Source organism: Thermoanaerobacterium sp. CMT5567-10 (assembly GCF_030534315.2).
Classification (GTDB): Bacteria; Bacillota; Thermoanaerobacteria; order Thermoanaerobacterales; family Thermoanaerobacteraceae; genus Thermoanaerobacterium.
Genome location: NZ_CP130558.2, coordinates 152,572 through 173,015, shown reverse-complemented (window position 1 = coordinate 173,015; position 20,444 = coordinate 152,572). Strand labels below are relative to the sequence as shown.

Below are 20,444 nucleotides of genomic sequence, written 5' to 3'. Positions count from 1 at the left end.
GAAAGATGTGATATGTTTAGAATAAAGTTTGCATCAACAGATGATATGAAATTTATGGAGGAAATTGCTAAGTATTTTAAAATACCATTTTCATGTGATATAAATAGATGTGTTTGCATGGTGGTAGTTGATGAGAAGCCATTTGGTTATATTTGTATTGAAGTAAATAATAATATTGCAAGAATAGTTGGACATGCAGTTTTGCCAAATTATCAAATGAAAGGCTATGGAACTATGCTTTTAAAGGTAGCTTTAAATAACTTATATGATTTTGGAATCCAAAAGGCATATATTGGTTATTCTGACTATGATGAATTTTATATAAAAAATGGCTTTAAAAAGTCTAATAATGGATTGACAATTGATATTGATGAATTATTTAAATAAATAACAATTTAGGAGGAATGTTTAATGGAACTATGGTTTACTGAACATCACAATGACTGCATTGGTTATTCACTTAAAGTAAAAAGAACGTTAAATTCGGAGGAAACTAAATATCAAAAGTTAGACGTTATAGAATCTGAATTCTATGGAAGAGTTTTAGTATTAGATGGCATCCTGCAAACAACTGAAAAAGATGAATTTGTGTATCATGAAATGATTGTACATGTTCCGCTTTTTACACACAAAAGTCCAAAAAATGTGCTGATTGTAGGTGGAGGTGATGGTGGAGCTGTAAAAGAAATTTTAAAACATAATACAGTAGAGAGAATTGTTCTTGCTGAAATAGATGAGAGAGTAGTAGAAAATTCAAAAAAATATTTGCCTTCAATAAGCTATGGATTAAATGATAAAAAAGTTGAAGTTATGATTGGCGATGGAATAAAGTATGTAAATGAACATAAAAATGAATTTGACGTTGTAATCGTAGATTCAACAGATCCAATAGGACCTGCAGTTGGCCTATTTACTGAAGATTTTTATAGATCTGTATATGACTGCCTTAGAGATGATGGGATAATAGTAGCACAGACAGAATCACCGTTTATTTATGGCAGTTTAATAAATAAATTAAGCAAGATGTTTAAAAAAATCTATCCAATAGTAAAGCCATATATCTGTACTATACCTACGTATCCAGGACACTTATGGACTTTTACAATGGGATCAAAAAAATACGATCCTGAAGCAGTTGATGTGAATAATATACCTGAGATTGAGACAAAATACTATACACCAGAATTGCATAAATCTAGTTTTGTATTGCCTAAATTTTTAAAAGATATTTTTGAGGAGGCATAGTTTTTGGTAATAAAAGACAATTTTTCGAATAGCGGCAAATTTTTAAGTAGCATTAATGATTACAAAGAGTCAGATATTGTAATTGTAGGCGTACCTATGGATTATACAGTTAGTTTTAAACCTGGTACACGTTTTGGCCCACAGGCGATAAGAACAGCATCATTAGGCTTAGAAGAATACAGCGTTTATCTAGATAGAAATTTAAAAGAAAAGAAATATTATGATTTTGGTGATTTAATTTTACCTTATGGAAACGTCGAGAAAAGCCTCGATATAATTGGAAATGCAGCCAAAGAAATACTTGATGATGGAAAAAAGCCGTTATTTTTGGGAGGAGAGCATTTAATAAGTGCTCCAGTTATAAAAGAAGTTTACAAAAAGTATGGTGATGAATTGGTAGTACTTCATTTTGATGCACATACTGATCTAAGAACTGAATTTTTTGGTGAAGAAAATTCTCATGCGACTGTTTTAAGAAAGGCTTCTGAATTCATCAATAATAAAAATATGTATCATTTTGGTATACGCTCTGGAATAAAAGAAGAATTCGAGTTTTCTTATAAAAATACTAATATGTTTTTGTTTAACGTTGTTGAGCCTTTAAAAAGTGTACTTGAGTATATTAAGTCAAAACCTATTTATATTACATGGGATATAGATGTTTTAGATCCTGCATATGCTCCTGGAACTGGTACACCTGAACCAGGTGGTATAACATCAAAAGAGGCATTTAATGCAATACACATTTTAAAAGATTTAAATGTTGTCGGTATGGATTTAGTTGAGGTATCACCTGATTACGACCATTCAGGTATTACTTCAATTTTAGCAGCAAAACTTATTCGTGAATCAATTTTATCCTTCTTATAAAAAAATGAGACCAGTTTTTAATACTTGGTCTTATTTTTTTATAGAAATCTAAATTAGATGATAGTATAATATAACATAAAGGAGGAGTTTTCATGGCTAAGATAAAGATCACAGAAACAGTTTTAAGGGATGCTCATCAATCGTTATTAGCAACTAGAATGACTACAGATGAAATGCTTCCTATTGCTGAAAAACTTGATGAGGTTGGATATTTTTCACTTGAGGCATGGGGTGGGGCTACTTTTGATGCTTGTATGAGATTTCTTGATGAAGATCCTTGGGAGAGATTGAGACTACTAAAAAAAGCAATAAAGAAGACACCACTTCAAATGCTTTTAAGAGGGCAGAATTTATTAGGTTATAAACATTATCCTGACGATATTGTCAATGAGTTTATAATAAAATCTGTTGAAAATGGCATTGATATTATTAGAATTTTTGATGCATTAAATGATGTTAGGAATCTAGAGGTACCTATTAAAGCGGCTAAAAGTGCAGGTGCACATGTGCAGGCAGCTATTGTATATACAATAAGTCCTGTTCATAATACAGAACATTATTTAAAAGTTGCGAAATCTCTTCAAGACTTGGGAGCAGATTCAATATGCATTAAAGACATGTCTGGAATATTGTCACCCTATGTTGCATATGATTTGATTAAATCTTTTAAAAAGGTAATTCGCGTACCCATTCAATTGCATAGTCATTATACAGCAGGATTGGCTTCAATGACATATTTAAAAGCAATAGAAGCTGGTGTTGACGTTGTTGATACTGCAATATCTCCTCTTGCTTTAGGAACATCTCAACCAGCTACAGAAGCGATTGTAGCAGCTTTGAAAGATACAAAATATGACACCGGATTAAATTTGAAATTGTTGTCTGAAATTGCAGACTATTTTAAAAATGTAAAAGAACATCATACAAATGGAAGTGACCTATCATTACTTATGAGTGTTGACGCTACTGCACTTGAGAGTCAAATTCCAGGCGGTATGTTATCAAATTTGGTTTTACAATTAAAACAACAGAATGCTCTTGATAAATACAATGAAGTATTAAAAGAAGTTCCGCATGTAAGGCAAGATTTAGGTTATCCACCACTTGTTACACCTATGAGCCAAATGGTAGGAACACAAGCTGTTTTAAATGTAGTTACAGGTGAAAGATATAAAATTGTACCCAAAGAAATAAAAGATTATGTTAAAGGTTTATATGGAAGACCACCAATACCAATTTCTGATGAGATACGTAAGAAAATAATTGGAAATGAAGAAATTATAACAAAAAGACCGGCTGATTTACTTAGTCCTCAATTAGATAAAATTAGAAATGAGATAAAGGAATATTTAGAGCAGGAGGAAGATGTTTTATCATATGCACTATTTCCACAAGTCGCTAAGGATTTTTTCAAATATAGGCAAGCTAAAAAGTATAAAATTGATTCAACATTAGTAAATATGGAGGAAAAAACATATCCAATATAAAAAATTATAAGCTATAGGTTAAAGGCCTATAGCTTTTTATGTAATTTTCAACATTCAAAAATTGGATGGTGTAACATAATTTTAAATTGAACATAACATGTATTAGAAAAATGAAAGGGGGTTTTTAAAATGTCTGATCCACAATATCACCCTGTACACTGTAGAACAACGTATATAGTAAGGCCAGGAGATTCAATGTGGACAATAGCTAATATGTATGGCATTCCATTAGACTGCTTGATTAGAGCGAACCCACAGATTCCGAATCCAAACTTAATATATCCAGGTCAGCAAATTTGTATACCAGCATTTTGCCCACCAGAAAGACATTGTAGAGAAATGTATATAGTAAGGCCAGGAGATTCAATGTGGACAATAGCTAATATGTATGGCATTCCATTAGATTGCTTGATTAGAGCGAACCCACAAATTCCGAATCCAAACTTAATATATCCAGGCCAGCAAATTTGCATACCTTATCATTGCTGGTAAAAATATATAATATGAGAATCATGTTAAGATACTATGCAATTGCGTAGTATCTTAACAATTTACATGTAGATAGATGACATTTAAATAATTGCTTTTAAATTTAATTATTTTAACAGGTCCAATATCTATTTTATTACCGCATTTAAGACAGTAAAGATTTTTATTTTTTTTTAGTTCTGAATAGGATTCATCAATTTCAAGTGAGCCATATTTTATAAAGCTTTTCCAACCTGTTTTGCATAATTTATATCTATTATAATAATCTGCATATACCCACTTTAACAATCTGTGAAAATGAAACGGATATTTAGTATAGCTTAGAAATCTTTTAGAAAGCCCCAATGATAAAGCGTAATCTTCAAAAGTCTTTTCAATTTTGTCTTGTAGAGGATTCAATATTTTTGTGCTTTTATAGTTATATCCATTAGTTTTTAAATAATCTCTTAAGCAGTCAAACATGTAGCCTCTGCAAACACATATTTCTTCTCTTTTACCTACGTTCATCATGTTTAAATATTTTATTGCAATTTCAGTCGCTTTTTTTAAATACAGTTTATTGCTAAAATTATCCTTTGTGTAACATTCTAGTGGGATTATATCATAGTGGTATTCGTTCGTTTCAACTCTCATAACACCTATACATGTCCCACCAACTAAACTTCCGCTTCCGGCATCGTCGATTTGTATCACAATATCACTCCTTGCTTATATATTAATTTTATATTAAAATCAAATTAATTATTCAATTCAATGTGGACCGTGAGAATATATTAATAGGAGGATATTTATGAATGTTTTATTAACAAATGATGATGGCGTTCTATCTCCAGGTATAAATAAATTAGCTGATATTTTAAAAGGAAGCTACAATGTAGTTGTTGTTGCACCTGATAGGGAAAGAAGTGCTGTAGGACATGCTATAACAATGCATAAACCATTAAGGATAAAAAAAATTAAAGATGAAGAAAATTTAAAAATATTTCATGCAAATGGAACACCATCAGATTGTGTGAAACTAGGAATAGATATTATTATGAAAGATAAACCGGATATTATAGTGTCTGGCATAAATGATGGCTTTAACTTAGGTACGGATATATTATATTCTGGAACAGTATCAGCTGCAATGGAAGGTTCAATAAATGGCTTTTCTTCTATTGCAATATCTTTAGAAGCAGGTTCAGATATAACAGATAAAGCCCTATTATTTATAAAAAAACTCATTAAAAGCGTTGCTAAAAATGGTTTACCAAAAAATTCCCTATTAAATGTCAATATACCAAATATAAGTGATAATTATAGTGGCGTCAAAATCACAAAATTGGGATATAGAAATTATATTGAGAATTTTACAAGAAGAATAGATCCTCATGGAAGAGAGTATTACTGGCTTGCTGGAAAAGTTTTGGAAAATATTAACGAAGAAGATAGTGATATAGTAGCTGTGAAAAATGGTTTTATTTCTATTACTCCAATACAGTTTGATTTGACAATGTATAGCCTAATTGATACTTTAAAAAGCTGGGATATACAAATTTAATATTTTGATGCAAGAAATTTACCAAAAATATCATTGGCATTTTTTTATTCATCGATTGCAGGATTTTTTAATTGCATATAGAATATTTTATATAAATAGAAAAATGATTAAACTAGTAATAGAAAGGACATAAACGATGGATAAAAATGAAGATATAATAAAAAGAATACAAAATAACTATACTCAATTAAGCAAAAGCCAAAAAATTATAGCAGAATACATAATAAATCATTATGATAAAGCTGCTTTTATGACAGCAGCAAAGTTGGGTAGTAGTATTAATATCAGTGAATCTACTGTTGTAAGATTTGCAAATACTTTGGGGTATGACGGCTATCCTGAGTTACAAAGTGCTTTGCAAGAATTAATAAAAAATAAATTGACTACTGTTCAAAGACTTGAGATGACAGATGAAACTGACGAAATTTCTATTTTAAATAATGTGCTAAAGTCCGATATTGAAAATATCAAGGAGACAAAAGAAGAAATAGATAAAAATTCATTTAAAGAAGTTGTTGATAATATTTTTAAAGCAAAAAAGATATATATTATTGGATTTAGAAGTTCGACTGCGATAGCTGAATATTTAGGGTTTTATTTAAATTTGATACTTGAAAATGTGATATTAGTAAAACCAGGAATATCTGACGTTTTTGAGCAAATGCTTCGCGTAGATTCTGATGATTTGGTAATTGGAATAGGCTTTCCTAGATATTCAAAGAGAACGCTGGAAGTATTGAAATATGCTAAATCACAGAATGCTAAAATAGTTGTGATAACTGACAGCCTTATATCTCCGCTTACAGAAATTGCAGATGAAATATTATTAGCAAAAAGCAATATGGCATCTTTTGTTGATTCGTTAGTAGCTCCATTAAGCTTAATAAATGCACTTATTGTTTCTGTCGGCATAAGAGAAAAAGATAAAATAACAGATACGTTTGAAAAGTTAGAAAATATCTGGAACGAATACGAAATTTATTTATCGAAAAATGCTTAAAATTTGCATTTTATATAAAATGCCTATAAGGCATTTAATTATTTTTAGGAGGGTATAGATGTCTACACGTTTATTTATCGTAAGACATGGTGAAACGTCTTGGAATAAATTAAAAAAGATTCAGGGTATTAGCAATGTTGATCTTACTAATGAAGGAGTAAAACAAGCTTATTTACTTTCACAGAGATTAAAACACGAAAAAATAGATGTAATATTTTCAAGTGATTTAGATAGGGCGTATAAAACAGCATCTTTGATTGCGAAAGAATTTGATTTAGATGTAATAAAATTACAGGAATTTAGAGAATTATCTTTTGGTGTATGGGAAGGCCTTACAATTGATGAAATAGAAAAGTTGTATAAAGATTTATATCATACATGGAAGACAAATCCTTCTGAAGCCATAATTGATGGAGCAGAAACGCTGGAAGCTGTCCAAAAGAGAATATTAAACATGACGTATAAAATAGTAGAACAATATAAAAATAAAAATATATTAATTGTTTCACATGGCACATCTATAAAGGCTCTTATTCTAGGATTATTGGGTTTAGATTTGAGTTTTTATCCAAAAATAAGGCAGGACAATACAGCTTTAAATATAGTAGACATAAAAGATGATGGCAATTGTGTGCTTGTACTGTTGAATGATACGTGTCACTTAAGGAGCGAGAATAATTGAAAAAAGTATTTGTTATTGGCTGTGGCGCATCGGGAATGATGGCTGCATTGATGAGTTCTAGCAAAGGTAATAAAGTAACTATATTTGAAAAAAATGATAGACCTGGTAAGAAGCTGCTGATAACAGGCAAAGGCAGATGCAATATAACTAATACTGCTACAATAAAAGAATTTATAGAAAACACTCCAACAAATGGGAAATTCCTTTATAGTGCATTAAATAGATTTTCCAATAGTGATTTGATTGAATTTTTAAATAAGAATGGTCTTATGACTAAAGTTGAAAGAGGAGGAAGAGTTTTTCCTGTTTCAGATAGATCAAAAGATGTCTTAGATGTGTTTTTAAAACTTATAAAGTCAAATCAAATAGATATTCAGTTTAATGCCAGAGTTACTGACATTTTATCTGATGGTTCGCGAGTGTTGGGTATAGTTGTAAATGGGAAAAAAGAATATTGTGATAGCATAATTTTGTCAACTGGCGGATTGTCATATCCATCAACAGGCTCTACAGGAGATGGATATGATATGGTAAAGAAGTTAGGACATACAATTATAGATCCGCGTCCTGCTTTAGTTCCACTTGTAACTGCAGAAGATGTAAGTGGAATGATGGGATTATCACTTAAAAATATTAATGCAAAATTGTACGTAAATGATAAGTTTGTAAAAGAAGAATTTGGAGAGATGCTTTTTACGCATGTTGGATTGTCTGGCCCTGTCATATTAACATTAAGCAGTTATATTAAGAATATTAATAAAAGTAATGTTGTTATAAAATTGGATTTAAAACCGGCTTTAACATATGAAAAACTTAACGAAAGAATACAAAGAGATTTTAAAAAGTATTTAAAGAAAGAATTTAAGAATTCTTTAAATGATTTACTACCACGTTCCTTAATTCCATATGTTATTAAAGAAAGCGGAATTAATCCGGATAAAAAAGTTTCGGAAGTGTCTAAAATAGAAAGAAATACTTTGATAAATACCATAAAAGGACTTTCATTTCATGTAATTTCAAAGAGACCTATAAAAGAAGCTGTTATTACTTCTGGAGGAGTAAGTACAAAAGAGATAAATCCTAAGACAATGGAATCTCGTTTAATTAAAGGACTTTTTTTTGCTGGTGAGATAATTGATGTTGATGCATTAACAGGTGGATATAATCTTCAAATATCTTTTTCAACCGGTTATCTAGCTGGAATAAATTCTTAATATAAAATCTCCTTTCGCATTTTTTTATATATTTTGCATAAAATATATAAAAAATGCATAAGGAGGATTATTATGGGGAAAAGAATAAAAAAATCAGGGCATGTGTATTTTATCAGCTTCGATAATTTAATAGCTTTTTTTGTCATAGCTGGTTTTTTAACAGTAGTAATTACGCAGGTACTTATGTTGAATGATAATATCAGGGTCTTTTTAAATTCAACGGAAAAAATAGAAGGCATTAATATCAATACGTATTTATCAAAGGATGGTACACTGAAATTAGAACTAGTTAATATGGAAAAAGCACCGAATGCATATGTGCTTATAAATAGTGATCCAAAGTATAGCTTTAAAAATAAATCCGTGGATATTAGTATTAAACAGGGAGAGTTAATAGAAATCGATGGAACAAAATATAAACAAACTATGTATATTAAAGTTGTTGATTCAAGTGATAATGTAATAGAACCGCAAAGAACTGCAGTAATAAAGGTTGATGGCGGTATCGAAGTTGTTGGGCGTGTGAGGTTAAAATGATGTTGTTATAACATCATTTTTACTATATAATTATAAAAAGAGGATAAAAGAAAGGAGTATGATGTCCTATAAAAGCAATTAGAGGCGCAATAACGACTGAAAATACAAAAGAAGATATTTTTAAAGATACAATTAATCTTATAGATGAGATCTTTCGCTGTAACGAAATTAAACCTAACGATGTTGTATCGATATTTTTCAGTGCCACAAAAGATATTAATTCTGCATATCCAGCCGAAGCATTAAGGTACCATGGAATTACTGATATTCCTATGATGTGCTTTCAGGAAATGGATGTTTATGGTAGCCTTAAAAAATGTATTCGAGTTATTGTATTTATTAATTGCAATGATGATAAAAAAATTAAGCATTTGTATTTAAAAAATGCAAAATTGTTAAGGCCGGATTTATTGAATATAAAAGTTGCTATTGATGGTCCAGCCGGTGCGGGAAAGAGTACAGCTGCTAAAAAGCTAGCTAAAAAACTTAATTTTACATATATAGATACAGGTGCGATGTACAGAGCTTTGACATATAAGTCTATCATTAATGATATTGACATAAACAATAAAGATGAAATTGTAGAATTGGCTTCCAAAATTGATATTAAATTAGAAAATGATAGAGTATTGTTGGATGGTATAGACATTACAAATGAAATAAGAACCCCAATTGTTTCAGAGAAAGTGTCATTAATTTCTAAGATACCTGAAGTAAGGAAAATAATGGTAAATTTACAGAGGCAATTGGTGAACAATGGTAGCGTTATAATGGATGGGAGAGACATAGCAACAGTTGTGATGCCTGATGCACAATTTAAATTTTTTTTAACGGCCAGCGCTGAGGTAAGAGCAATGCGGAGATACAATGAATTAATAGAGAAAAAAATTTCCGTTAATTATGATGATATATTAAAGGACATTAAAAAAAGAGATAAAATTGATACGGAAAGAGACATTGCACCTTTAAAAAAGTCTAATGATTCTATTGTAATTGATACATCTGACATGACTATAGAAGAAGTTGTTTGTAAAATGTATGATATTATTGTTAGTAAATAAAGGGGGACAACTGATGTTTTATTATATCGCAAAATACATTGTTCTCTTTATTATAAATGTAATTTTCAGAATAAAAGTTGAAGGTTATGAGAATATTCCTAAAGATGGGCCTATAATTATTTGCCCAAATCATATAAGTTTTCTTGATCCACCTATTATTGGAGCAGTTTTTACACGAAGAATATTTTTTATGGCAAAAGCCGAGCTTTTTAAAAATCCTATTCTTAAATTTGTTTTAAGCAATGGATTAGGTGCATTTCCAGTAAAAAGGGGAACATCAGATTTAACTGCTATCAAAATAGCATTAAAACACTTGAAAAATGGACATGTTGTAGGAATTTTTCCTGAGGGTACAAGGAGTAAAACAGGAAAACTTCAAAAAGCAGAGCCAGGTGTATCATTGTTATCAGTTAAAGGTAATGCACCTGTTTTGCCAATTGGAATAAAGTCATCATATAAACTGTTTTCGAAAGTCGTGATAAAAATAGGTAAGCCTATTTATTTTGATGAATATCAAAATGTCCATTTGACATCTCAAGATATGGCAAATATAGGTGAGAAGATTATGATTGAAATTTCTAAATTGATCTAGGAGGTTAGTGTGAAAATATTAATAGCAGATAATGCAGGGTTTTGCTTTGGTGTAAAAAGAGCCGTAAAAGTAGCGTATGATCAAATAAATCGAGATGATAGTAGACGGACATATACTTATGGGGAACTTATACACAATCCGCAAGTAGTAAGGGATTTAGAAGATAAGGGAATAAAAACAATAGATGGAATTGATAATTTAAAAGAAAATGATAGAATAATTATTAGAACTCATGGTATACCAGAGAAAACATATAAAGATTTAAAAGAGAAAAAAATTGAATTAATTGATATGACTTGCCCCTTTGTAAAGCGAGTCCAAAAGATAGTAAATGGTTATCATAAAAAAGGTTATACTATCGTTATAATAGGTGATAAAAATCATCCAGAAGTTATAGGAGTAAATGGATGGTGCGACAATTCAGCCTTTGTGATAGAATCAGTGAATGACGTTCAATTGCTACCGTATATTGATAGGGCTTGCGTTGTTGCACAGACAACGATAACACAAAAAACGTGGGAAGATAGTTTGAATGCATTAAAACTTAAAGTTAATAAATTGATATCATTCAATACAATATGTGATGCTACAAACAAAAGGCAATCATCTGCTGAAGAGATATCTAAAAAAGCTGATGTAATGATTGTTATCGGTGGAAAAAACAGTTCGAATACTCAAAAATTAAAAAGAATATGCGAAAAAAATTGTAAGAGAACTATTCAGATAGAAAACGCTGATGAAATTGATTTAAGTATTTTTAATGATAATGATATTGTAGGTATTACTGCAGGTGCTTCAACGCCTGATTATTTAATACAAGACGTGATAAGTAAAATAGCAATTAATAGAAAGGAAGATACTAATGAATGATTTTATGGATGAATATTCTTTTAATCTAATTCATACAGGAGACATTGTTAAAGGTAAAATTATAAAAATACTTAGTGATGGGATAATAGCGGATATTAATTATAAGGCCGATGCATATGTTCCTAAAGACCAATTGTCAATAGATCCAAATTTAGATATTAACAGCTTTTTTAAGGTAGGAGATGAGATTGATCTTTACATAGTTAAAAGAGAAGATGAAAACGGTGATGTATTAGCATCAAAGGTTAAAGCAGATACAGAATTAGCAGAAGAAAAACTAGATACAGCTTATAAAAATGGTGATATTTTAAGTGGGAAAATCATAGAAGTAATTAAAGGCGGAGTATTAGCTGATATTTTAGGTGTAAAAGCATTTATACCTGCTTCACAGCTTGATATACATTATGTAAATGACTTAAACGATTATCTAGGGAAAAATGTTGAAGTAAAAATTATAGATTATATACCGAATAAAAAGTTGATAGTATCTCAAAAAGTTGTATTAGAAGAGGAAAAGTTAAAAGAGAAAGAGGAATTGTTGAAAACTTTACAAGAAGGACAAGTAATTCAAGGTGTAGTAAAATCTATAGCTAAATTTGGTGCATTTATAGATATAGGTGGTATAGATGGCCTGATACCTTTAAGTGAAATTTCATGGGGCAGAAACAAAAATATAAATGATATATTGAATATTGGCGAAAAAGTAGATGTATATGTTGAAAAAATAGATAAAGAAAAAATTACACTAAGTTTGAGAAAACTTATTCCTGATCCCTGGACAACTATTAGTATAAAATTTAAAGTTAGCGACGTCATCTTGGGCAAAATAGTAAACATAACAACCTTCGGCATATTTGTAGATATTAGCGATGGGGTAGAAGGTCTTGTACACAAAAGCGATTTATTAAAAAATATTAAAGAATATAGAATTGGGGAAAATATTTCGGTTGAGATATTGAATATTGATGTTAATAATAAAAGAATGAGTCTAAGAGAAATCGATAGAAGTAACGAATCCTATGAATTAGAAAGAGAAGACTTGAATGTTTCTATAAAAGATATACTTCAAAGTATAAAATGATTATTTATGGGTGTTATGTAAAATACCTTGACAAAAGAAAAAAATCTGATAAAATTTATCTTATTGAATATCCGTACTTTTAAAATGCGAGGAGGCAAGATAATAGAATGAATGCTTTGGGTCGCCATATATTGGCAGAAATTTATGGTTGCGATGAAAATGTTCTTGATGATTGTGAATTAATAGAAGACATAATGGTAAAAGCAGCTATTGAAGCAGGTGCTGAAGTTCGTGAAGTTGCTTTCCATAAATTCAGCCCCCAGGGCGTTAGTGGAGTTGTAGTTATTTCAGAATCACATATAACAATTCATACTTGGCCGGAACTAGGGTATGCAGCCGTTGATGTGTTTACGTGTGGGAATAATGTGAATCCTTGGAATGCATGTAATTATTTAACGAAAATGCTAAAGGCAAAAAATATGACCGCTACTGAGGTAAAAAGAGGGGTTTTTGAGCAACCTGTCAAAGTTGTAAATATGTAATTTTATAAAATTTATTTTTATGTATATTTGATATTTAATGTGTTAATAATATTAATGAACCTCACAAAATACATTGAGACCCCCTTTACATCATTTAAGTGGCTAAGTTTAGCCACTTTTTTTATCATGACGTGAACACTTGGAGGTGTGCTTATTTTGAATTATGACGAATTTTTACTAAAGATATTTAATTTAACTGGTATAGATTTGTCACTTTATAAAGAAAAACAGATGAAAAGAAGGATAGATTCATTTATAGCAAATAATAATTGCCAAAGTTATGATATTTTTTATGATAGACTTACTAAAGATATAAAAGTTTATAAAGAATTTTTAAAATATATTACGATAAATGTAACAGAATTTTTTAGGAATTTTGATCAATGGATGATACTTAAGAACGAAATACTTCCCAAAATAATCAAAAAAAATATGAGAATTTGGAGTGCTGCATGTTCAACAGGTGAAGAAGCTTATAGTCTTGCAATGATAATTTCAGATTTTATTGATCTAAACCAAGTGAATATTATTGCGACTGATATAGATGATGTTGTACTTGAAAAGGCTAAAAAAGGAATATATAGTAATAAGAGTATAGAAAAAATTCCTAAGGAATATTTAAAATATTTTTCTTGCTATAATGAGAATAAGTACATAATTTCTGAGGAATTGAGAAAAAATATTGTTTTTAAAAAGCATAACTTGTTACTAGACAAATTTCCTGAAAATATTGATTTGATTGTATGTAGAAACGTATTAATATATTTTAATGATAAAGCGAAAGAAGAAATATATAAAAAATTTTACTCGAGCCTTAGCACAGAAGGCATTCTTTTTGTTGGTAGCACAGAGCAAATTATTTTTCCGTTTAAATACAATTTTGCGCCTTTAAAGACATTTTTTTACAAAAAAATATCTAAATAGCTATGAATTTAACATAAAACTTAGAATATAGTATAATATTATTATGGATTCATACTCAAAAATATTTTTTATAAACCTTTAATTGTTATATAATATATTGTTGTGATTAATTTAAGTGGAGGTACGTATTTAATGAGTGAAAGAAAAGAAATACTAGTCTCAGATGATGATATAAAAAAGCAAAAAGAGATAATAAATCAAATGGCTGTTTTAAATAAAGATAGATATCCAAAGTTTCACATAGAAACATACGGTTGTCAAATGAATGTTCATGATTCAGAAAAATTAGCAGGTATGCTAACTGAAATGGGGTACACACATACTGATAATTTAGAGGATGCAGATGTTATTCTCTTTAATACTTGTTGTGTCAGAGAACATGCCGAAATAAGGATATTTGGAAGAGTGTCACAGCTTAAAGAACTAAAGCAGAGAAAGCCTAATATAACATTAGGGATATGTGGATGTATGATGCAAGAAAAAGAAGTTGTTGAGGCTATAAAAAATGATTATCCATATATCGATATTGTATTCGGTACACATAATTTATTTAAATTTCCAGAGCTTTTACAAGAATCATTGAATTCAGATACTACTATTATAGACATTTGGGATGATAATAAAAGTATTGTAGAAGATATCCCCATAAGGCGTGCAGAAGGTTTAAAGGCATGGGTAAATATTATTTACGGGTGTAATAATTTTTGCACATATTGCATAGTGCCTTATGTACGTGGAAGAGAAAAAAGTAGAGAGCCTCATGATATTATAAATGAAATACAATCTTTAGCTAATGAAGGATTTAAAGAAATAACACTGCTTGGTCAAAATGTAAATTCTTATGGCAATGATTTACCTACTAAAATAGATTTTGCTGATCTTTTATATATGATAAATGATATTGATGGCATAGAAAGAATAAGATTTATGACTTCACACCCAAAAGATATTTCTGACAAATTGATTTTTGCTATGAGGGATTTGGACAAACTTTGTGAGCATCTGCATTTACCAGTTCAATCTGGTAGCAATGAAATACTAGAGAGAATGAATAGAAAATATACAAGAGAAAGATATTTGGAAATCATTAACAAGTTAAGAGATAACATACCGGGTATTGCTATAACCACAGACATAATAGTAGGTTTTCCTGGCGAGACAGATGAGGATTTTCAAGATACACTGGATCTTGTAAAAGAAGTAAGATACGATTCAGCGTACACATTTATTTATTCAAAAAGAAAAGGTACGCCTGCAGAAAAAATGTCAAATCAAGTCGATGAAGACATCAAACATAAGCGACTAGAAGAATTAATTAATTTGCAAAATGCAATAAGCATTGAAAAAAATAACGAAATGAAAGGGAAAATCGTAGAAGTTTTAGTCGAAGGTACAAGCAAAAGAGATGGTGAGAAATTAACTGGAAGAACGAGAACAAATAAAATTGTTCATTTTAAAGCCAAGCCTGAATTGATAGGTAAGTTTGTTAATGTAAAAATAATAGATACAAAAGCTTGGACTATGCAAGGAGAATTAATAAGTGAGTAAATGTGATAAAGAAGCTATAATTGAGAAAGCAATAGAATTAGGCAGACTTTTAGCAAATTCTGATATATTGAATGATTTGCGTGAAGCGGAAATTGCCTTTTTAAATGATGAAGAAGCGCAATTTTTACTTGAAGATATTAAAAAATTGAAAAAAAATGGCGATAAAAATGAAGCAAGCGTTTTAAGACAGAAACTTTTAAAATTAGACAGTTATAAAAGATTGTTAGAGGCGCAGGAGACTTCTAAAAAATTAATAGAAGAGATACATGGCATATTGAATTATTATATAAATGGATCATTGCCTAAGTGTGATGGTAATTCCTGTGCCAATTGCTCTAGACATTGTATAAAATAATGAATATGTTGTATGAGCTTATCTTTTTATGTAGTTGGAGGTAGTTTTTAATGCCATACACTCCTATGATGGAACAATATTTTAAAATAAAAGAAAAATACAAAGATTCGATTTTATTTTTTCGAATTGGTGATTTTTATGAAATGTTTTTTGATGATGCTATTATTGCAGCTAAGGAATTGGAAATAGTCTTGACAGGTAAAGATTGTGGCCAGGATGAAAGAGCACCAATGGCAGGAGTACCATTTCATGCTGCTGATTTTTATATAGACAAGCTCGTGAAAAAAGGTTATAAAGTGGCAATTTGCGAACAACTAGAAGATCCTGCATCTGCTAAGGGATTAGTTGATAGAGATGTAATTAGAGTTTTCACTCCTGGTACGGTTATAAATACAAATTCTATAGAAGAAAAGAGCAATAATTATCTTTTATCAATTTTTAAAAATGAAAATAATTATGGATTGTCCTTCGTCGATGTTATGACTGGTGATTTATTTGTAACGCAGATAATAAAATGCGATGACATAAGGAAAATTTATGACGAAATAATGAGATATAACCCTTCTGAAATAATTGCAAATAACGAATTTTTTAGCTTAAAAAAGCTTGTAAAAGTAATTAATAGCAGTAAAATTTATATCAATAAATACGAAAACAACTGTCAGGATTTTGAAAGCATAATATCTAATCAATTTAATAAATCGCTTAATGAGCTAGGATTAGAAGGAAAAAATTATGCGATTAAATCATTGACAACAGTTTTAATATATTTGAAAGAATTACAGAAAGTACAACTTAGTCAGCTAAATAATTTGACTTATTATGAAGACAATTCATTTATGTTACTGGATAATAATACAATTAAAAATTTAGAAATTGTACAATCTTCTAATAGAAATAATTCCAGAGATGGGACATTATTAAGTGTATTAGATCAAACTGTTACACCAATGGGTGGAAGACTTCTTAAAAGATGGATAGAAGAGCCTTTAATAGATATTGAAAAAATAAATTTGCGATTAGACTCTGTTGACGAACTTTTTAATGATTTTAAAGGTAGGTCAGATTTAAGGAATGCTTTAAAAGGAATTTATGATTTAGAAAGACTTTCCAGTAAACTTGTGTATCAAAATATTAATGCAAAAGACTTATTGTCTATAAAGGTTTCTATTGAAAGGCTTCCAAAGATAAAGGATTTAATTAGTAAATATAATTCAATTTATCTTAAAGAAATATTTTTAAAATTAGATACACTTCAAGATATATATGATTTGATAGATAAATCAATTAAAGATGATCCATCAACTTCCGTAAAAGAAGGAAACATAATAAAAGATGGATTCGATAAAAATGTAGATGAATTAAGAAAAGCTGCGACAAATGGAAAGTCATGGATTACAAACCTTGAATTGAATGAAAAAGAAAGAACGGGTATTAAGACTTTAAAAGTTGGGTATAATAAAGTATTTGGGTATTATATTGAAGTATCAAAATCTTATATATCGTCGGTTCCACAAAATTATATAAGAAAGCAGACATTAGCGAATGCGGAAAGATATATAACACCTGAACTTAAAGAGATAGAGGAGAAAATTTTAGGTGCCGAAACGAAACTTGTAGAACTTGAATATGAAATCTTCAATGGTATAAGAGAGCAAATAAAAAATGAGATTAACAGAATACAGATGACTTCAAAGTATATAGCTGTTTTAGATGTACTTACATCGTTGGCTATGGTGGCTGAATCAAATAATTATGTCAAGCCAATTGTCAATGACGGTGATAGAATCTTAATAAAAGATGGCAGACATCCTGTAATAGAAACTATAGTTGATGATTCGTTTATATCGAATGATATAGAAATTGATGAAAAAAAGCCTATTATGATTATAACAGGGCCTAATATGGCAGGAAAGTCTACGTATATGCGTCAGGTTGCTTTGATAGTATTAATGGCTCAAGTTGGTAGTTTTGTTCCTGCTTCATATGCTGAAATAGGCATAGTAGATAGAATTTTTACGCGAGTAGGTGCATCAGATGATCTATTTTCTGGACAAAGCACTTTTATGGTTGAGATGAATGAAGTATCTGTTATATTAAATTCTGCGACGCAAAAGAGCTTAATTATACTTGATGAAGTTGGTCGTGGTACCAGTACATATGATGGAATGAGTATTGCCTGCGCTATTCTCGAATATATACACGATAAAATAAAGGCGAAGACAATGTTTGCTACTCACTATCATGAATTGACTAAATTAGAGGACCAATTAAATGGCATTAAAAATTATAATATATCAGTTGATGAGACGAACGATGAGATTATTTTTTTAAGAAAAATAATACCAGGTTCGGCAGATAAAAGCTATGGTATACAAGTCGCTAAACTGGCTGGATTGCCGAATGACGTTATTGATAACGCAAAAAAAATATTAAATAGCCTTGAAAATAGCAATAGAGAAGTTGCAGTTGAAACGGCCGCAACTCAAATGGATATATTTAGTTTTGAAAAAGATGCTTTAATTAGTGAAATAGCTGATTTGGATGTAGAAAATATCACACCTATACAGGCATTGAATTATTTGTATGGCTTAAAGAAAAAAGCTTTATCATTGAGGATGTGATTAACTATGAATAAAATAAATCTCTTGGATGATGAATTGATAAATAAAATATCTGCAGGCGAAGTTGTAGAAAGACCTGCATCAATTGTCAAAGAACTTGTAGAAAATTCAATTGATGCAGGAAGTAATAATATTACAGTCGAAATAATGGAGGGTGGAATACCTTATATTAAAGTATCAGATGACGGTTGTGGTATGGATGAAATTGATGCCGTTTTAGCATTTGGGCGTCATGCTACAAGTAAAATTAAATCTATTAATGATCTTTTTAACATAGAAACTCTAGGCTTCCGTGGCGAAGCATTAGCCAGTATTGCTTCTATCTCAAAAGTTCTGTTAAAAACTAAAGAAGAGAACTCCTTGTATGGAACATTAATAAATGTTGAAGGCGGAAAAATAATAAAAAAAGTTAAATGTGGCTGTCCAAAAGGATGCAGCATAGAAGTAAGAGACATATTTTATAATACACCTGCTAGGAGAAAATTTTTAAAGCGTCCATCGACAGAGGCCATGTATATCACTGATATGGTAGCAAAAATAGCTCTTTCAAGACCCGATATATCATTTAAATATATAAAAGATAAAAAGATTGAACTTCAGACATCAGGAAATAACTCTGTTAGAGATGTTATTTTAAGGCTATATGGAGATGAATTATATTCTTCTTTAGTTCAATCAGAGTATACCAATGAATATTTAAATGTTAAAGTGTTTTTATGTAAACCGTCATATACAAAAGGAAATCGCAATATGCAAATATTATTTGTTAACGGCAGATTTGTAAAAAACAAAGTGTATAATGTCGCAATTGAAGAAGCATATAAAACATTGATACCTATAAATAGATATCCTGTTGTAATTACATATATAAACATTGATCCTAGAAAAATAGATGTGAATGTACATCCAACAAAATTAGAAGTAAAGTTTTCTGACGAAAAGGAGATATTTGATTCTATTTACAATAGCATTAAAGAAGCTTTGAATAAGTCTAATCTTATTCCTAATATAAAGCATGAAAAAAAGTTTGCTTTATCGGATGGTGATAAAGATAAAAATTATAAACATGAGCAGACAAAAATTAACCAATTAGAAATGACAACAAAAGAAATTACAAATCACAGTGGTGATATTCCTTTTTTAAAAGATGAAACTATATCTAGCTTTAATGGAAGCAATCAGAATATATATTTTGATAATGATAAAATTAATGAAACACTTCAAGATAAATATATAAGTAATTTTAATAGCTTGCCTAATGGCGAAAATGATGATTACAAAGTAATTGGTGTACTTTTTTCTACTTTTATAATTGTAGAAAAAGATGATATGGCATATATAATTGATCAACACGCTGCCCACGAAAGGATATTGTACGAAAGATTTATGAGTAAATATAACAATGTTCAAGGGAAACAGACTACGATACCAATATTGGTGAATATTGAACCTGGTGATGAGGAAATTATTAATGAGAACATGGATCTGTTGCATAAATTAGGTTATAAATTTGAAAGCTTCGGGAATAATTCAATTATATTGAGAGAAGTACCTGTAATATTAGGGCAGCCAGAATCAAGACAGTTGTTTTTAGATATAATTGATAAATTACGAAACGAAGATTTTAATAAAGATATCAAATTAAAAGAAGAAAATATTATTATGATGGCTTGTAAAAAAGCAGTTAAAGCTATGGATAAGTTGTCAAAAGAAGAAATTAAATCTTTATTTGATGAACTGAAAATAACAGAAAATCCGTATACATGTCCGCATGGGCGACCTGTGATTATTTCAATTAAAAAATATGAAATAGAAAAGATGTTTAAAAGAATTATGTAGA

At 29.8% G+C, this 20,444-nt stretch carries 21 protein-coding genes; 20 read left to right on the top strand and 1 reads right to left on the bottom strand.

Annotation, left to right across the window (positions count from 1 at the left end; translation table 11 throughout):
- Positions 1-12: 12 nt before the first annotated feature.
- The 5 genes from Q2T46_RS00915 to safA all read left to right on the top strand — a co-directional run bounded on the left by Q2T46_RS00915 (position 13) and on the right by safA (position 4,094).
- Positions 13-387, top strand: a complete 375-nt coding sequence (locus Q2T46_RS00915) for a GNAT family N-acetyltransferase (RefSeq protein ID WP_303264652.1) — start codon at positions 13-15, stop codon at positions 385-387.
- Positions 388-411: 24 nt separating this feature from the next.
- On the top strand, positions 412-1,245 hold the full coding sequence (gene speE / locus Q2T46_RS00910) for a polyamine aminopropyltransferase (protein WP_303264653.1): 834 nt from the start codon (positions 412-414) through the stop codon (positions 1,243-1,245).
- Positions 1,246-1,248: 3 nt separating this feature from the next.
- Positions 1,249-2,115: an agmatinase gene (speB, locus tag Q2T46_RS00905; RefSeq protein WP_303264654.1), complete on the top strand. Its 867-nt coding sequence runs from the start codon at positions 1,249-1,251 to the stop codon at positions 2,113-2,115.
- 92 nt (positions 2,116-2,207) lie between these two features.
- Positions 2,208-3,602 carry an oxaloacetate decarboxylase subunit alpha gene (locus tag Q2T46_RS00900; protein WP_303264655.1) on the top strand — a complete coding sequence of 465 codons (1,395 nt, stop codon included), beginning with the start codon at positions 2,208-2,210 and terminating at the stop codon, positions 3,600-3,602.
- A 129-nt stretch (positions 3,603-3,731) separates the two neighbouring features.
- Positions 3,732-4,094, top strand: coding sequence for a SafA/ExsA family spore coat assembly protein (gene safA, locus Q2T46_RS00895; RefSeq protein WP_303264656.1), 363 nt, complete (start codon positions 3,732-3,734; stop codon positions 4,092-4,094).
- Positions 4,095-4,145: 51 nt separating this feature from the next.
- Here the strand turns inward: safA and Q2T46_RS00890 are convergent, their stop codons facing one another.
- The gene (locus tag Q2T46_RS00890) at positions 4,146-4,784 is read right to left on the bottom strand and encodes a hypothetical protein (RefSeq protein WP_303264657.1); all 639 of its coding nucleotides are present in this window, start codon (positions 4,782-4,784) and stop codon (positions 4,146-4,148) included.
- 97 nt (positions 4,785-4,881) lie between these two features.
- On the opposite strand from Q2T46_RS00890, the gene surE reads away from it, so the two are divergent.
- The 15 genes from surE to mutL all read left to right on the top strand — a co-directional run bounded on the left by surE (position 4,882) and on the right by mutL (position 20,443).
- On the top strand, positions 4,882-5,634 hold the full coding sequence (gene surE, locus Q2T46_RS00885) for a 5'/3'-nucleotidase SurE (protein WP_303264658.1): 753 nt from the start codon (positions 4,882-4,884) through the stop codon (positions 5,632-5,634).
- A gap of 136 nt (positions 5,635-5,770) precedes the next feature.
- Positions 5,771-6,634 carry a MurR/RpiR family transcriptional regulator gene (locus Q2T46_RS00880; RefSeq protein WP_303264659.1) on the top strand — a complete coding sequence of 288 codons (864 nt, stop codon included), beginning with the start codon at positions 5,771-5,773 and terminating at the stop codon, positions 6,632-6,634.
- A gap of 58 nt (positions 6,635-6,692) precedes the next feature.
- Positions 6,693-7,316 carry a histidine phosphatase family protein gene (locus Q2T46_RS00875; RefSeq protein WP_303264660.1) on the top strand — a complete coding sequence of 208 codons (624 nt, stop codon included), beginning with the start codon at positions 6,693-6,695 and terminating at the stop codon, positions 7,314-7,316.
- Entirely contained in the window at positions 7,313-8,530 is a 1,218-nt protein-coding gene (locus Q2T46_RS00870; RefSeq protein WP_303264661.1) for an NAD(P)/FAD-dependent oxidoreductase, read from the top strand. Before Q2T46_RS00875 ends, Q2T46_RS00870 begins: the two co-directional genes overlap by 4 nt.
- Positions 8,531-8,602: 72 nt before the next feature.
- The gene (locus Q2T46_RS00865; RefSeq protein ID WP_303264662.1) at positions 8,603-9,067 is read left to right on the top strand and encodes a hypothetical protein; all 465 of its coding nucleotides are present in this window, start codon (positions 8,603-8,605) and stop codon (positions 9,065-9,067) included.
- A 68-nt stretch (positions 9,068-9,135) separates the two neighbouring features.
- Positions 9,136-10,128, top strand: coding sequence for a (d)CMP kinase (gene cmk, locus Q2T46_RS00860; RefSeq protein WP_311062442.1), 993 nt, complete (start codon positions 9,136-9,138; stop codon positions 10,126-10,128).
- A 13-nt stretch (positions 10,129-10,141) separates the two neighbouring features.
- Positions 10,142-10,720, top strand: coding sequence for a 1-acyl-sn-glycerol-3-phosphate acyltransferase (locus Q2T46_RS00855; protein WP_303264663.1), 579 nt, complete (start codon positions 10,142-10,144; stop codon positions 10,718-10,720).
- A 9-nt stretch (positions 10,721-10,729) separates the two neighbouring features.
- Complete coding sequence (locus Q2T46_RS00850; protein WP_303264664.1) at positions 10,730-11,590, top strand: 4-hydroxy-3-methylbut-2-enyl diphosphate reductase; 861 nt, start codon at positions 10,730-10,732, stop codon at positions 11,588-11,590.
- The gene (locus tag Q2T46_RS00845; RefSeq protein WP_303264665.1) at positions 11,583-12,671 is read left to right on the top strand and encodes a 30S ribosomal protein S1; all 1,089 of its coding nucleotides are present in this window, start codon (positions 11,583-11,585) and stop codon (positions 12,669-12,671) included. Before Q2T46_RS00850 ends, Q2T46_RS00845 begins: the two co-directional genes overlap by 8 nt.
- Before the next feature lie 107 nt (positions 12,672-12,778).
- Positions 12,779-13,153, top strand: coding sequence for an adenosylmethionine decarboxylase (gene speD, locus Q2T46_RS00840; protein WP_013297845.1), 375 nt, complete (start codon positions 12,779-12,781; stop codon positions 13,151-13,153).
- 153 nt (positions 13,154-13,306) lie between these two features.
- Positions 13,307-14,077, top strand: a complete 771-nt coding sequence (locus tag Q2T46_RS00835; protein ID WP_303265729.1) for a protein-glutamate O-methyltransferase CheR — start codon at positions 13,307-13,309, stop codon at positions 14,075-14,077.
- Positions 14,078-14,209: 132 nt separating this feature from the next.
- On the top strand, positions 14,210-15,625 hold the full coding sequence (miaB, locus tag Q2T46_RS00830; RefSeq protein ID WP_209453565.1) for a tRNA (N6-isopentenyl adenosine(37)-C2)-methylthiotransferase MiaB: 1,416 nt from the start codon (positions 14,210-14,212) through the stop codon (positions 15,623-15,625).
- Complete coding sequence (locus Q2T46_RS00825) at positions 15,618-15,980, top strand: YlbF family regulator (protein ID WP_303264666.1); 363 nt, start codon at positions 15,618-15,620, stop codon at positions 15,978-15,980. The genes miaB and Q2T46_RS00825 overlap by 8 nt, the downstream gene beginning before the upstream one ends.
- 50 nt (positions 15,981-16,030) lie before the next feature.
- Entirely contained in the window at positions 16,031-18,604 is a 2,574-nt protein-coding gene (gene mutS / locus Q2T46_RS00820) for a DNA mismatch repair protein MutS (protein ID WP_311062290.1), read from the top strand.
- A 6-nt stretch (positions 18,605-18,610) separates the two neighbouring features.
- Positions 18,611-20,443: a DNA mismatch repair endonuclease MutL gene (mutL, locus tag Q2T46_RS00815; protein WP_303264667.1), complete on the top strand. Its 1,833-nt coding sequence runs from the start codon at positions 18,611-18,613 to the stop codon at positions 20,441-20,443.
- Position 20,444: the final 1 nt, after the last annotated feature.

Coding starts and splice junctions, on each gene's coding strand:
- surE (WP_303264658.1), top strand. CDS start 4,882: ATGAATGTTTTATTAACAAATGATGATGGCGTTCTATCTCCAGGTATA.
- Q2T46_RS00845 (WP_303264665.1), top strand. CDS start 11,583: ATGAATGATTTTATGGATGAATATTCTTTTAATCTAATTCATACAGGA.
- speD (WP_013297845.1), top strand. CDS start 12,779: ATGAATGCTTTGGGTCGCCATATATTGGCAGAAATTTATGGTTGCGAT.
- Q2T46_RS00900 (WP_303264655.1), top strand. CDS start 2,208: ATGGCTAAGATAAAGATCACAGAAACAGTTTTAAGGGATGCTCATCAA.
- mutL (WP_303264667.1), top strand. CDS start 18,611: ATGAATAAAATAAATCTCTTGGATGATGAATTGATAAATAAAATATCT.
- mutS (WP_311062290.1), top strand. CDS start 16,031: ATGCCATACACTCCTATGATGGAACAATATTTTAAAATAAAAGAAAAA.
- safA (WP_303264656.1), top strand. CDS start 3,732: ATGTCTGATCCACAATATCACCCTGTACACTGTAGAACAACGTATATA.
- Q2T46_RS00915 (WP_303264652.1), top strand. CDS start 13: ATGTTTAGAATAAAGTTTGCATCAACAGATGATATGAAATTTATGGAG.
- Q2T46_RS00875 (WP_303264660.1), top strand. CDS start 6,693: ATGTCTACACGTTTATTTATCGTAAGACATGGTGAAACGTCTTGGAAT.
- miaB (WP_209453565.1), top strand. CDS start 14,210: ATGAGTGAAAGAAAAGAAATACTAGTCTCAGATGATGATATAAAAAAG.
- Q2T46_RS00865 (WP_303264662.1), top strand. CDS start 8,603: ATGGGGAAAAGAATAAAAAAATCAGGGCATGTGTATTTTATCAGCTTC.
- speE (WP_303264653.1), top strand. CDS start 412: ATGGAACTATGGTTTACTGAACATCACAATGACTGCATTGGTTATTCA.
- Q2T46_RS00880 (WP_303264659.1), top strand. CDS start 5,771: ATGGATAAAAATGAAGATATAATAAAAAGAATACAAAATAACTATACT.
- Q2T46_RS00855 (WP_303264663.1), top strand. CDS start 10,142: ATGTTTTATTATATCGCAAAATACATTGTTCTCTTTATTATAAATGTA.